Source organism: Bartonella sp. CR127HXZ (assembly GCF_042194555.1).
Classification (GTDB): domain Bacteria; phylum Pseudomonadota; class Alphaproteobacteria; order Rhizobiales; family Rhizobiaceae; genus Bartonella; species Bartonella grahamii.
In genome coordinates, this window is record NZ_JBHIMZ010000002.1 from 123,401 (window position 1) to 137,421 (window position 14,021).

Below are 14,021 nucleotides of genomic sequence, written 5' to 3' on the forward strand. Positions count from 1 at the left end.
CTTTGATGAATTAACTATGGTCAATTTCAGGAATACGTAAAACTTGTCCAGGATAAATTTTATCGGGAGATTTTAGCATTGGCTTATTGGCTTCAAAAATAAACGTGTTTTTATTACCTTGCCCTTTTCCATAAACCTCTTCAGCAATTTTCCAAAGATTATCACCAGATTTAACCTCATAAAAGCGAGAAGGTTTTCTGGGCGTTGTATCTATAACCTTTAATTGATCAACATCTACAGAAGAGATACCTTGTGAATTGCCAACAACCAGCAATGCTTTTTCAAGTGTTTCCCTGTCTGGAACTTCACCACTTAAAATAGCTTTACCGTCTTCAACTTGAATATTTACTTTTTCTGTACCGAGTTGAAAATGATCAAATGCTGTCTTAAAATCTTTTTCTTTTGGTTCATGGTCCCCAATACCTAACTTTTCCCCTACAGTTTTAATAAAATTAAAAAATCCCATTACAACCTCCTTTCGTGTAGCAGAAACAAATTTTTGTGCATATATTGCCACATTCTTTTCTTTGCTCTTAAAACACATAGGCATATTTTCTAAACTTCAACAATCAAAACTATACCTGTTCAATTATGGGACAAATACAATAATCAACTTGGTAATAAACCTTGATAAAAAAAGCCTTTATGAAAATTTTCTCTCAAACGAAGGGATCTTAATAGACGTAGAAACATTATAAATTATGAAAGCAAAACAAGATTTTACAGTAATGACAAAAGGTTTTTTACTTTGCTACAATTTGTATCATATTTGTTTTGCAAAAAAAATATGAACTCCCATATAAATAAGTGTGGGTAATTTGCTACCACAGCAATAGAAAGGTCTAAGAAACCATGAAAGATACACCAACAATCACACAAACGATTGTACTTGTTGATGATGATCGCAATATTTTGACGTCTTTATCTTTTGCGCTTGAGACAGAAGGCTATCGAGTTGAAAGCTATACAGATGGAGCATCCGCACTCAAGGGTCTTACACTTCACCCTCCACACTTAGCTATTTTTGATATTAAAATGCCCCGAATGGATGGGATGGAACTCTTGCGTCGTTTACGTCAAAAATCTGATCTTCCAGTTATTTTTCTTACCTCTAAAGATGATGAAATTGATGAATTATTTGGTCTCAAAATGGGAGCTGATGATTTTATTACTAAACCTTTCTCCCAACGTCTTCTCATTGAACGCGTGAAAGCTATTTTGCGCCGTTCTAATGCACGTAACCAACCACTTTCTACAGGAACTTCTTCCACCTCTTCTCTCAAACGTGGAGATCTTGTGATGGATCAAGAACGCCACACCTGTACATGGAAAGATAAACCTGTTATTTTAACCGTTACGGAGTTTTTGATTCTGCAAACCTTAGCACAAAGACCAGGAGTTGTAAAAAGTCGTGATGCTTTAATGGATGCTGCCTATAGTGATCAAGTCTACGTAGATGATCGCACCATTGATAGTCACATTAAACGTCTGCGTAAAAAGTTTAAACAAGTGGATGATGATTTTGCAATGATTGAAACACTTTATGGTGTAGGTTATCGTTTCCACGAGGTATAAAACTACTTTGTCGCAAAAATTTGAACGGCAATCAAATCGATGACAGACAATTCTCAACTGGAAACTTTACAAAAAACAACCGTTAATGGTACATCCTCAACGCCATTTCTTATGTTTGCCCGTTTGCATCTCCGAACACAACGTCTCTTTAGACAATTGCTTTTTTCCAGCCTCACACGTCGCATTGTTATATTAAACATTGCTGCCCTTGCCATTTTAGTTACAGGCATTTTATACCTTAACCAATTTCGCGATGGTTTAATTGAAGCAAAAATTAAAAGTTTATGTACCCAAGGAAAAATTATTGCTGGGGCTATTGCTGCTTCTGCAACAGTAGATACAAATTCTATCCTCATTGATCCCCAAAAACTCTTAGAGTTACAGACTGGTGAAAGCGTTACACCCGCCCCTCAATCAACCGATTCTTGGGATTTCCCTATTAACCCTGAGCAAGTTGCCCCTCTTTTACGGCGTCTCATCACACCTAAAACGACAAGAGCACGTATCTATGATCGTGATGCTACTCTCCTTCTTGATTCGCGCGTTCTTTATTCTAGTGGAGAAGTTTTTAGTTATGATTTACCCCCACTTAAAACAGAACAAAGCATGTGGGATCGCCTTACTTCATGGTATTCAAGCACATTTTATGGCAAAGGTATTGCTCTTGACAGAGAACAAACAAAAACCAGTGGTATTGCTTATCCAGAAGTGTACCGCGCATTAAACGGATCTCTTGCTACGGCTAAAAGACGCAACAGACAAGGTCAATTAATTGTTTCTGTTGCCGTTCCTGTGCAACGCTATCGCGCAGTGGTTGGAGCTCTTCTTCTTTCAACCACTGGTTCTGATATTGATAACATTGTAAAAGGTGAAAGACTGGTTATCTTTAAAGTTTTTGCCGTTGTAGGCAGCGTACTTTTGGTTCTTTCTCTCTTTTTGGCCCATACGATTGCCCATCCATTAAGTAAATTATCTGCCTCGGCTAATCGAGTGCGTAATGGCAATAATCAGCGTGTAGAAATTCCTGATTTTTCAATGCGTGAAGATGAAATTGGTCACCTTTCAACCTCTATTCGTGATATGACTAATGCCCTTTATATGCGTATTGAAGCCATTGAACGCTTTGCTGCTGATGTAAGCCACGAATTAAAAAACCCTCTCACCTCCCTACGCAGTGCTGTTGAAACGCTCCCCTTGGCTAAAAATGAAGAAGCACAAGAGAAATTGCTTGAAATTATTCAACATGATGTGCACCGTCTTGATCGGTTGATTACAGATATTTCTGATGCATCGCGGCTCGATGCAGAGCTTGCACGAGAAACCGCAGAGATTGTTGATATGACACCGCTTTTGGAAAGTCTTGTTCATGCTGTTCAGGAAGTGTATCGTAATACGCAAACCATTGACATAAGCCTTAATATTGTCCCACGTCCTCATGGAAAAGCCTATCTTGTATTGGGACATGAACTCCGTTTAGGGCAAGTGATTTCAAACCTTCTTGAAAATGCACGTTCTTTTATTCCTCGGAATCGTGGCAAAATTTGCATTACTATGAAAAGTCATGCTTCAACCCTTATTTTAACCATTGAAGATAATGGCCCAGGTATTCGTTCAGAAAATATTGAACGCATTTTTGAGCGTTTTTATACAGATCGACCAAACGAAGATGCTTTTGGACAAAACTCTGGACTTGGCCTTTCTATTAGTCGGCAAATCATCGAGGCTCATAATGGGACAATTACAGCCGAAAATATTATTGATCCTACACTTGGAAAGTGTAAAACTGGTGCACGTTTTATTATTATGCTTCCCCTCGCTAAATAAATCTTTTATCCAAAGTAAAAGACATGAAAACAAAATGTGAAATACTCCACGCAAATTGCCTTCAATTAGGCGGCAAGGGGCTGTTAATTATAGGTCCATCGGGATCAGGAAAATCAACCCTTACCCTTTCTTTGCTCGACCGTGCTGAGTGGTCAAAACGTGAAGCGAAGCTTATTAGTGATGATTATACAATGTTGCGTGCGGAAAATGGAAAGCTTCACGGATACACTCCTGATAATTTAGAGGGCGGTATCGAGATTCGTGGCGTTGGTCTTTATATGATAGAATTTGAAAAGCACACAACTATCGATTGTGTTATTTTTCTCGGTCCGGAATATGAACGTTTTTCCACAAATAAAACTTTTCAATTTGAAAATTTGCACATTCCTCTTTTAAAACTTCCCTCTCTTCGTGAAGCCGATTGTACAGCCATTTGTCAAGCTATTGAAGCATTTTTGTTTAGAAAAATATGGCAAAAATCTGTCTAATTTTTTTCTAAAGATAAAAAAATCACTATTTTTGCCTTTTTTTTGCAAATTTTTCTTGGCAGCAAGACAAAGCCTTGTAAAATGTGTTTCCCACCAATATGGTCGGATCTTATTAGTTAACAGGAGTTTGCGTAAATGATTGGACTCGTGCTTGTAACGCACGGTGAGCTGGCTGTCGAATTTTTACATGCCGTGGAACATGTTGTTGGAGTACAAGAAAAGTTCGCAACAATATGCGTTTATCCCGATGACGATATAGATCAGCGCCGAGGTGATGTTATAGCCGCAGTAACCGATACAGATACGGATCATGGCGTAATCATATTAACAGATGTGTTCGGTGGAACACCATCGAATATAGCTGTTCCTGCTATTGAAAAAGGACGCGTTGAAATGATTGCGGGTGTTAATTTGCCCATGCTTATTAAACTGATTTCTATTCGCAAATGTCCTGATATTTCATTATCAGACGCGTTAAGAATAGCACAAGAAGCAGGGCGTAAATATATTAATGTACCAAGTATGATTTTATAGCGGATAATAAAATACCAATGTTTTCCAAAGATACCCTCCCATGTATAAGTCGTCATTTCAATATCTGTAATAAACGTGGCTTGCATGCACGTGCTTCTGCAAAATTTGTACAAACTGTTGACAATTTTAATGTTACTGTTGAAGTTGAAAAGGATGGAAAAATCGTTGGTGGATCATCAATTATGGGACTTATGATGCTAGCGGCTTCATCCGGTTGCAACCTCACCATTCGTGTTTCAGGACCAGAAGCAACAGATGCTCTTAATGCTCTTGAAAAGCTTATCAATAACAACTTTGGAGAAGAAAACTAGCGCTTTCTCACCATAAATAAGGATGATGATTCTTAGAAAATAGGAACTTTCCATCATTATTTTGAATTTTAATTTCTCTTCCCACTTTTATACCAATATTCATATCCATTATGGATTGGCATAATTATCATAAATGTAAAAGCTTATAGTAATTTTATTATACTGGAGTTTTTCCTTCCTTTCCTAACATTATTTGATCAATTTGAATAGTTTTGCGTATTACGGCTATTACCCGACTTAATCGTATAATTAAATCTTTACAGAAAAAGAGAACTCTTCACCTTGTATTAGAATATGCTTTATTTTAAGCTAAAGATAGATGTCAAAATAATTTAGCACATCAAAAATCTATCAACTTTTCTTATTTTCTGCTAAATTTGTAGTCTTTATAATACACAAGGAATCTTCCATTGCACATCATTGTGATACAGCTCATGAAAACGCAATTCTTATCGATATCATAACCATTTTTTAAAACGAATAAGCTTTGTACGCTCATAATTATAGTAAGCATTTTTTAGACATTCTTTTTCAATACTATTGCCTTATTTTCTATGGTACATGCCTCGCCCTTATTATCTATATTGTGTTTGGAATAGCATCTTTCATTATAAGGAGATAATATTATGGGTCGTCTATTTAGTGCCCTTCAGATTCCTCAACAAACAACACAACAACTTGTATCGTTGCAAAATGGCTTACCAAAAGCGCAATGGATCAACCCGCAAAATTTTCACGTCACCTTATCTTTTTTCGGTGAAGTTGAAAGTGCTACCGCAGATGCACTTATGCACGCCTTTGATACAATAAAGCTCTCTCCTTTTATGCTACAAATAGATGGTTTTGAAGTTTTTGGTTCAGAAAATGCTCCCCATTCTCTTGTAGTTCGCATTGAACCTTGTGAAAAGCTTAATCTTTTACATGAAAAGATGCAATATATCCGGAATAAATTAGAGTTAAAGCCTGATGAAAGACAATTTATTCCGCATATTACTCTTGCACGAATATTTGATATCAATCTTGAAGATCTTTCTTCTTATCTATCTTTTCAAGATGATTTTTTTATCCCTCCTTTTGAGGTCGATCACTTTGTTTTATTTTCATCGTCATCTCCCTCAAGCGAGGCCGTGTATCTTATAAAAGGAAGTTGGGCACTTCAAAGATAAAAGGGTGTTTATAACACCCTTTAAAAACTCTTTGAGAAAAGACCTCATATATGTGTAATTGCAGGGAATACTGCATTTTATGTTGGAGATTTATTATTGATGTGTTTTAAGCAGAATCAGTTTCAACAGAAGCTTCTTTTGCTCCTCCTTTGGCTACACCCACTATAGCTGGACGTAACACCCTTTCCCCGATAATATAGCCTGCCTGAACAACTTGTTGAACAGTATTATCTGGAACATCGGCATTAGGAATTTCAAACATCGCTTGATGAAAATGAGGATCAAATTTTTGCCCCTCTGGATGGATTTTTTGCACCCCATGACGTTCTAATGCTGCCATCATGGCACGTTCAGTCATTTCAACACCTTCTGCCAATGATTTCAAACCAGCATCACTTTCCCGCGCCCCTTCTGGAATAGCTTCCAAAGCACGATTGAGATTGTCAGAAACCGATAACATATCCCGTGCAAAATTAGCAATGGAGTAAGCCTTTGCATCCGCCACATCTCGCATAGTACGGCGTCGAAGATTTTCCATATCTGCAACAAGACGTAAAAGCTGATCTTTCAGTTCTTTATTTTCATCCTGCAAAGACGCTAAAAGATCACTAACCTCATTGCTTTCTTTTTCAACGTCTTCGTGTTCCTCTGTTTTATGTGTTTTTAAAAATTCATCGGCTGCCTGTTTAAGTGTATTACGATCAGCTGGATTTTTTAAATCACAATTTTCAAATGAAGCGTCAGTAAATTTGTTTTTTTCATCAGACATAAAAATTTTATTCCTTCATAAGATTCGTTATTCTCGATATCGAAATTCTACAGACAAAAATCAAGGGGTATCGATGTATATAATACAATGAGCTTTTATAGTACAAATACTTACCTGCATCGTTTTAACGCAATAACTGTGACACAAGTTGAGCTGTATAATCAACCATGGGCACAATCCTTGCATAATTAAGCCGTGTAGGACCAATAACGCCTAAAGCACCAATGACTCTTTGTTGTGAATCACGATAAGGCGCTACAACTAAAGAAGAACCAGAAAGTGAAAATAACTTATTTTCTGAACCAATAAAAATTCGAACCCCAGAACCTTCATCCGTTAAATCGAGAAGCTGTGCCATACTCTCACGCGTTTCAAGATCATCAAACAAATGGCGTAATCGTTCTAAATCTTCTTCTGCTTTCACATCTTCAAGTAAATTGCTACGCCCGCGAACAATGAGGTGTATTTTATGATCAGCACCTTCTCCTCCCCAAAGAGCTAATCCCGTTTCAACAAGATGATGCGATAAATCATCAAGTGCAGCCCGTGTTTCTGAGCATAAACGTGCAATTTCCTCTTTAGCTTCACTCAATGTTCGCCCCTGAATATGAGCATTGAGAAAATTCGTTGCCTCCGTCAGTTGTGCATGAGTAACCCCTTCTGGCAAATGAACAATACGATTTTCAACTTCACCTTGTTGAGTCACCAAAACGGCAAGAGCGTGCTCCCTATCAAGGCGCACAAATTCAATATGTTTCAATGTTCCTTCTTGTTTTGTTGCTAAAACAAGCCCTGCCCCACGTGAAAGATCTGAAAGAACTCGGCTTGCTTGAACAAGAAAATGTTCAACCGATTGTGCATGACCAGCCTCTTTGACTTGCATTTCAATATTTTCTCGCTCTTCGTTTGGCAAATCACCCGCTTCCATAAATGCATCTACAAAAAAGCGTAAACCTGATTGTGTCGGCATTCGACCCGCAGAAACATGTGGTGCATAAATCAAACCGAGATGTTCAAGATCACTCATCACATTGCGAATCGTCGCAGGTGATAATGTCTGTCGTAAAAGCCGTGAAAGATTGCGTGACCCTACAGGTTCACCATCATTAAGATAAGCTTCAACAATATGGCGAAAAATATCACGTGAACGTTCATCAAGATATTTTAGTTCATTATCAATAGTTTTGTGCTTCATCACAATTGTTTCACTACTTTTAAAATCCTCATCTCTTATATAAGTTTTGCCAAGGTTTGGTCAAATAGTCTAAAGTAGTATAAAAGCATATTATCCTATTGAGCCGTAAAATGCTACCTTTCAGAATGATGATTGATAAATTACGCAGGAGGTATTTTTTGTTAGAGTGTGTGAAAAATATTTAAGATAAGAGTTGATCTATAAAGTGGTCTGCTGTAGGGACTTGCCAAGAGAATTTGACTAAGAGAATCTGGATTGTTTAAAAACCGCTATAAGTAGAAAATTTCACCTTTTAGAGCAAGCCGGAAATTGGAAATTTACTATAAAAGTGCTATCATCAAAAAGACATGCCTTTCATATTTTTGCAAGGTTATCTTTGTACAAGATAAAAAATTTTGTTGGAATAAAATATCATAAAACGTGTAAAATAATCATATCATGTAAAATCAAGCAGAATGTGTGTATATGAGTATTTAAGCTGGTTTTTAGCACAAAAATAGTTCCCCTTTCATTTTTGGAGAAATCTATATGAGAAGCATAGCAGATAAAAAACTTGTCATTGCTACACATAACACCGGCAAACTGCATGAAATCACTACTTTAATTACGCCTTTCGATTTAATAATACAATCGGCAAAAGAACTGGGCTTGCCAGAACCAAAAGAAACGGGAAAAACATTTGAAGAAAATGCTTATATTAAGGCTTTTTCAGCAGCAAAAAAGACAGGACTTCCTGCCCTTTCTGATGATTCAGGCTTAGAGGTAGATGCATTGGAGGGTGCGCCAGGCGTTTATACCGCTGATTGGGCAATTCAAGCCGATGGCACACGTAATTTTCCAAAAGCTATGAAAAAAATAGAAAATGAACTCCAAAAAGTCGGAGCGCGAGAAAAAAGCCAACGAAAATGCCGTTTTATATCCGTCATTTGCATTGCATGGCCTGATGCTCATGCAGATTACTTCCGCGGATGCGTTGAAGGAACATTCTTTTGGCCTCCACGGGGCGACAAAGGCTTTGGTTTTGATCCTATTTTTTTACCAGATGGATATGAAAATACCTTTGGAGAAATGTCAACAGAGCAAAAACACAACTGGAAATGTAATGATATTCCCCCTCTTTCACATCGCGCACGTGCTTTCAAACTTTTGGCAGAAAACCTTTTAGCATTCTCATGAATGAACCTTTTGGCATTTACATTCATTGGCCCTTTTGTGCAGCTAAATGTCCTTATTGTGACTTTAATTCGCATGTTCGCATCCATGGTGTTGATCAACCACGTTTTGTCACCGCCTTTAAGCGCGAAATAGAAACGCAATACCACAAAATAGGCCCACGCCATATTACAAGTATTTTTATTGGTGGGGGAACTCCTTCTCTTATGGAGCCGCGAACTGTCGATGCCCTATTGCAAGCACTTGCAAAAAAATGGGTAGTCGATGATAAAGTTGAAATTACATTAGAAGCTAATCCATCCAGTGTGGAGGTAGAACGCTTTCGTGGATACCGTGCAGCAGGTGTTAATCGTTTATCTCTAGGGATACAAGCGCTCAATGATAAAGCATTGCGCAAACTTGGCCGACTCCATAATGTGGAACAAGCTCTTTGTGCCATTGCTTTAGCACGGCAAATTTTTCCACGTTTATCCTTTGATCTCATTTATGCCCGCCCCGAACAAACCCTTGAACAATGGAAATCTGAACTTGTACAAGCAATTGATTTGGCAGCGGACCATCTTTCTCTTTATCAATTGACGATCGAAGAAGGAACTGCCTTTAAACGGCTTCATGATGCAGGAAGACTTATCCTTCCCCCATCAGAGCTAGCAGCAGATCTGTATCATCTTACCCAAGAAATAACAGCACTGCATGGACTTCCCGCCTATGAAATCTCAAACCATGCAATACCCGGTGCTGAATCAGCACACAATCTTCTTTACTGGCGTTATCACCAATATGCAGGCTTTGGTCCAGGAGCACATGGACGTTTCATTGAGCACGCACCGAATCATTCCTCTGCCTGTTCAAAAACATTGTCATCACATCTTGAAAACCGCGAACGTTATGTCACAATAAATGAAAAGCATCCCGAACAGTGGCTTAATTTGGTAGAAACAACAGGACATGGCTGTATTGAAACGGAACATTTAACCACTGAACAACAGGCAAATGAAATGCTCCTTATGGGATTACGCCTTTGCGAAGGCTTAGAACTTATACGCTATGAAACCTTAAGCCCTAAACGCATCCCAATGGAAAAACTGATCGATTTACAACACCAAGAATTGATAGAAATGGTGGATAACCAACGCTTAAAAGCGACAACCAAAGGACGTATTGTTCTTGATCACATCATCAGCCAACTCGCAAACTAAAGTTTTTATAACAACATACTTATTTTAATCATAATTATCATTTTTCCTAGCAAAGGCGAGATTAGAATATCGTGAGATTCTCTCATTTCAAAACTATTTATAGTAAATTAGTTACCACCATTTGCTTACACCTTAAAAGTAGAGAAGCGTATGGATAAAAGCTATAAAAAAGAAGTAAAAAGGACTCTTATGAACACCCTTAAGTACTAAAAGCTATCGCAATATTTTGAGCTAGAAAGTGTATGGTGGTCTAACTTTCTTTTTCATAAACGTAAAGATGGTGAGGCACTGTAGACTTTATACATTTCACGGAAAATTTTATATTACACTATTCATAAGCACCGTAGTTGCACGAATGTGACAAATATTGAGAAAATTTCTTTAAAACAAGTATGTGAATGCATAATACGATAATGTATTGTTTTTTATGAAATCGTAGCACCATTTAAAGGACCAGAGAAATAAGCATGAAACCATGCATTAAGCTCTGATTATTTAAAAAGATATTACTCTAGATACTTTTGAAAATCGTAAAACCGAATAAAAAAGGAGAGTAAAAAAGCACGTTGATTTTCACCTTTATACCTTTATGTTTTCCCTCAATGAGGTTGTGGTTGTATGTCTGTTTCAGAGATTACAAAGAATAGATATACACAATACTTTTATCCTATTCTGGCATATAAAAGCTGTTGTCGCAAAAAATACTGAACCAATATTTATTTGAGATACGCGGCTGTATGATTGGTATTGATTTATAGGTCACAGGAAAATCATGAACTTTATTAAACAAACAATGCACTTAAATGGCAAATATACCAGATATGAATCGAGATTGCTTTGTTAGCGAGCGAAATGATAGTAATCCCATATGATCTTACTTGCGTACATGCTTATGAGTGTCTGTACGCGTCCTTTAAGGTTATTTTATTAAAAAATTGAGAATAACACTAGGAAAATCCTTGTCTAAAGAGGTCAACGTGCTGCTACAAAAGAATTTCTGTGTATCTTTATCATAACCAATATTAAAGCTGATTAAATAAGCTCACCTTCTATCTCGTAATGATTTTGCAATGGAAGTTTTTGGGGACAAAAAAGAAGGGGAAAATATATGAAATAAAACAAACTTAAAGCGCATCTCTATGGGCTTTACTCTAAGAGAGGCTAATTGAAACAAGAAGTGCCTTTTATGAGAGTGCAGAAACCATATTAAGGCATGAGCTGTGAATGAGCGCATTTATGCTGTACGAATTTTTTACAATAGCAACATGTTTTTGTGTGTCTTTATGGCTTCAACCTGTCATCACACAATTATGATATAAATATTCACTGTTTTCCATATATGATTGCGTATTGACTTCCTTTCTACACTTTAAAGAACGAATATTTTTAATCCAATATGGACTGTAAACAGTTCTGCTTCTTAAAGCAGGTCCCACTTGGCTTTCCAATTATGTAATTCACTTAACGAAAGACTCTACAGGCAAGAATCACAACTTAAGAATATTCATCACTTATTCTAAACCCACTTAATATATTAAGTCTTACGTGTCTCATATTACCACACCTCAAATGGCAATATCTTATGGCACAACAAGATAAAGGTATTTTTGAACCAGCAATCATTTCTTCATGCAAAAAAATCAACAATAAAACGCTCATAAATAGTAGTAAGCGTTTCCACTGCATCAAGGGCTACACACTCATCTACCATATGCATCGTTTGCCCTGGTAAGCCAAATTCAACCACTGGGCAATAATCTTTAATAAACCGCGCATCCGAAGTCCCCCCCGAAGTTGAACATTCTGGTATATTCCCTGTCACACCTTCAATAGCATTGGATAAAGTTTTAACGAGTTTATCATTTTTGGTCAAAAAAACATCTCCCAAACTTGGAATCCATTCAAGCTGATAGTAGGGTAATTGATCATTCTTATTTTTTGGCTGCACCAAAGCAAGGCGTTTTTCAATTTCTGTCATAAGCGTTTCTTTTGTCCAAAGATCATTGTAGCGTATATTAAAACGGATTGTTGTTTGCGCTGGAATAACGTTCACCGCGGGATTCCCCGTATCGATGGTTGTTAGCTCTAAATTACTGGGTTGAAAATTTTCTGTACCTTGATCTAAGGCTTTTAGTGTCAATGCTTGAATAAGCTTATTTACTAAAGGCAATGGATTGGCTGCCCGCTCAGGAAAAGCAACATGACCTTGGCGACCTCTCACGGTAATGATACCAGAAATCGATCCGCGGCGACCAATTTTGATGACATCCCCAACAGTTTTTACGCTTGTTGGTTCTCCGACAAGAGCTGCAGTCCATTTTTCCCCTTTTTGCTCTGCCCATTTCAGAAGTTTTACCGTACCATTAAGTGCAGGACCTTCTTCGTCACCAGTGATCAAAAGGCTTATTGTTCCTTTAATAGACTGTTTTTCTAGAACTCGAGCCAACGCCGCAATAAAACAAGCGATTCCGCCCTTCATATCAACAGCACCCCGCCCATATAATTTTCCCTGATCTATGACAGCTTCAAAAGGTGAATAGGTCCATTCATCCAATGCGCCTGGTGGTACGACATCTGTATGACCTGCAAACATAAGATGGGGTCCTTCATTTCCCATTTTTGCATAAAGATTTTCAACATTATCTGTATTTTTATCCGTAAAAATAGGGCGCTCAACATGAAATCCCATTTTTTTCAAAAATTGTTCCAAAGTTGATAAAGCCCCTGCTTCATGAGGTGTAACAGAAGGACAACGGATAAGTCTTTGTAATAGCTGAAGTGGATCTGTAAGAACAGGCATAAGCTCCCCTTCCCATTTTTTTATAAGTTATCGGAACTTAAGGTTATTACGCTGAATTACAAAAAAGATAAAGCAAAAACATTGAAGACACTCAGCAAACCAAGCAGGGGAGAACAATCGTGCTGAGAGCTTCAATGGCTTCCTCATTATGCATGAGCAAGTACACACACAACAAAACACTCGACAAAAAGTTCCGTTAAATATTGCCTTCATTGGAAAGCTTTTTACGCCTTTAAATTATATGAATCAAAATTAATTGCGTGCAATCTATGAGCATTTTCCTTCAACCAAGCACGATACGTTTTACTATCAGGACATAGTTCTTCACAAAGAGCCCAAAATCTTGGACCGTGATTCATTTCAACAAGATGAGCAACCTCATGAGCAACAACATATTCCACAACTTCTTTTGGTGCCATAACAAGGCGCCAAGAAAAAGAAAGACGCTTATCTATTGAACAAGACCCCCAACGACTTCTCGTATCTTTATAACAAATTGATTTGACTTTACGCTCTACTTTATGGGCATAATGTGCCACCAAAGGTGTTATAATACGTGCTGCTTGTTTTTTCAAAACGTCAGCAACACGCCTTGGCAAATATTCTAATTGACCATAAACGATAATTTGAGGGTCTTGTTCTGCATCTCCTGCAATAATTTCCGTCACCCCACGTCCTTCTCTATGCTTTATGGAATGGCAAACACCCAATAAAGGAATCGTTGCCCCCTCTTTGAGATAAGCATTTTCATGAGAGATTTGTACACGAGCAAGACGTGCCTCAATCCAAGACCGATGCTTTTCAATAAAACTTTGAATCGTACAGAGACTTATCGCTGGTGGTGTTGTTACACAAATCCTCCGTCCGCTCGCATCAATACGTAAGGTAAGACGGCGCGCGCACTTATTTTCCCGCACCCGTACAGGTACAGAGCGATCAGAAAAAATAAAATGCTGTTTAGAAATGCTCATATATTTTTATCTTCAT

At 37.7% G+C, this 14,021-nt stretch carries 13 protein-coding genes; 8 read left to right on the forward strand and 5 right to left on the reverse strand.

Annotation, left to right across the window (positions count from 1 at the left end; genetic code table 11):
- Positions 1 to 10: 10 nt before the first annotated feature.
- Complete coding sequence (lysM, locus tag ACFIKY_RS01925) at positions 11 to 466, reverse strand: peptidoglycan-binding protein LysM (protein ID WP_012754487.1); 456 nt, start codon at positions 464 to 466, stop codon at positions 11 to 13.
- A gap of 386 nt (positions 467 to 852) precedes the next feature.
- Here lysM and ACFIKY_RS01930 point away from each other — a divergent pair, with 386 nt between their 5' ends.
- From ACFIKY_RS01930 to thpR, 6 genes are all read left to right on the forward strand, one after another.
- Complete coding sequence (locus ACFIKY_RS01930) at positions 853 to 1,575, forward strand: response regulator transcription factor (protein WP_005774392.1); 723 nt, start codon at positions 853 to 855, stop codon at positions 1,573 to 1,575.
- A gap of 39 nt (positions 1,576 to 1,614) precedes the next feature.
- Positions 1,615 to 3,399, forward strand: coding sequence for a stimulus-sensing domain-containing protein (locus ACFIKY_RS01935; protein ID WP_375661322.1), 1,785 nt, complete (start codon positions 1,615 to 1,617; stop codon positions 3,397 to 3,399).
- Positions 3,400 to 3,422: 23 nt separating this feature from the next.
- Positions 3,423 to 3,887, forward strand: a complete 465-nt coding sequence (locus ACFIKY_RS01940) for an HPr kinase/phosphatase C-terminal domain-containing protein (protein ID WP_273722417.1) — start codon at positions 3,423 to 3,425, stop codon at positions 3,885 to 3,887.
- Between the two features lie 135 nt (positions 3,888 to 4,022).
- The gene (locus ACFIKY_RS01945) at positions 4,023 to 4,421 is read left to right on the forward strand and encodes a PTS sugar transporter subunit IIA (protein ID WP_375635398.1); all 399 of its coding nucleotides are present in this window, start codon (positions 4,023 to 4,025) and stop codon (positions 4,419 to 4,421) included.
- Positions 4,422 to 4,438: 17 nt separating this feature from the next.
- Positions 4,439 to 4,732 (forward strand): HPr family phosphocarrier protein, encoded by a 294-nt coding sequence (locus ACFIKY_RS01950; RefSeq protein WP_012754483.1) that lies wholly within the window; start codon positions 4,439 to 4,441, stop codon positions 4,730 to 4,732.
- Between the two features lie 626 nt (positions 4,733 to 5,358).
- Positions 5,359 to 5,898: an RNA 2',3'-cyclic phosphodiesterase gene (gene thpR, locus ACFIKY_RS01955; protein ID WP_375635397.1), complete on the forward strand. Its 540-nt coding sequence runs from the start codon at positions 5,359 to 5,361 to the stop codon at positions 5,896 to 5,898.
- A gap of 106 nt (positions 5,899 to 6,004) precedes the next feature.
- On the opposite strand, the gene grpE is transcribed toward thpR, so the two are convergent.
- Together grpE and hrcA are read right to left on the reverse strand one after the other, a co-directional pair.
- Entirely contained in the window at positions 6,005 to 6,667 is a 663-nt protein-coding gene (gene grpE / locus ACFIKY_RS01960) for a nucleotide exchange factor GrpE (RefSeq protein ID WP_375635396.1), read from the reverse strand.
- A 124-nt stretch (positions 6,668 to 6,791) separates the two neighbouring features.
- Positions 6,792 to 7,862 (reverse strand): heat-inducible transcriptional repressor HrcA, encoded by a 1,071-nt coding sequence (hrcA, locus tag ACFIKY_RS01965; protein WP_375635395.1) that lies wholly within the window; start codon positions 7,860 to 7,862, stop codon positions 6,792 to 6,794.
- Positions 7,863 to 8,390: 528 nt separating this feature from the next.
- On the opposite strand from hrcA, the gene rdgB reads away from it, so the two are divergent.
- Entirely contained in the window at positions 8,391 to 9,038 is a 648-nt protein-coding gene (gene rdgB / locus ACFIKY_RS01970) for an RdgB/HAM1 family non-canonical purine NTP pyrophosphatase (RefSeq protein WP_375652573.1), read from the forward strand.
- A complete protein-coding gene (gene hemW / locus ACFIKY_RS01975; RefSeq protein ID WP_375661323.1) occupies positions 9,035 to 10,234 on the forward strand; it encodes a radical SAM family heme chaperone HemW in 1,200 nt (399 codons plus the stop codon). The genes rdgB and hemW overlap by 4 nt, the downstream gene beginning before the upstream one ends.
- Before the next feature lie 1,627 nt (positions 10,235 to 11,861).
- Here hemW and dapE read toward each other — a convergent pair.
- Both dapE and ACFIKY_RS01985 read right to left on the reverse strand, forming a co-directional pair.
- Positions 11,862 to 13,034, reverse strand: a complete 1,173-nt coding sequence (gene dapE / locus ACFIKY_RS01980) for a succinyl-diaminopimelate desuccinylase (protein ID WP_375635392.1) — start codon at positions 13,032 to 13,034, stop codon at positions 11,862 to 11,864.
- Positions 13,035 to 13,258: 224 nt separating this feature from the next.
- Entirely contained in the window at positions 13,259 to 14,005 is a 747-nt protein-coding gene (locus ACFIKY_RS01985) for a M48 family metallopeptidase (protein WP_375635391.1), read from the reverse strand.
- Between the last annotated feature and the right edge of the window lie 16 nt (positions 14,006 to 14,021).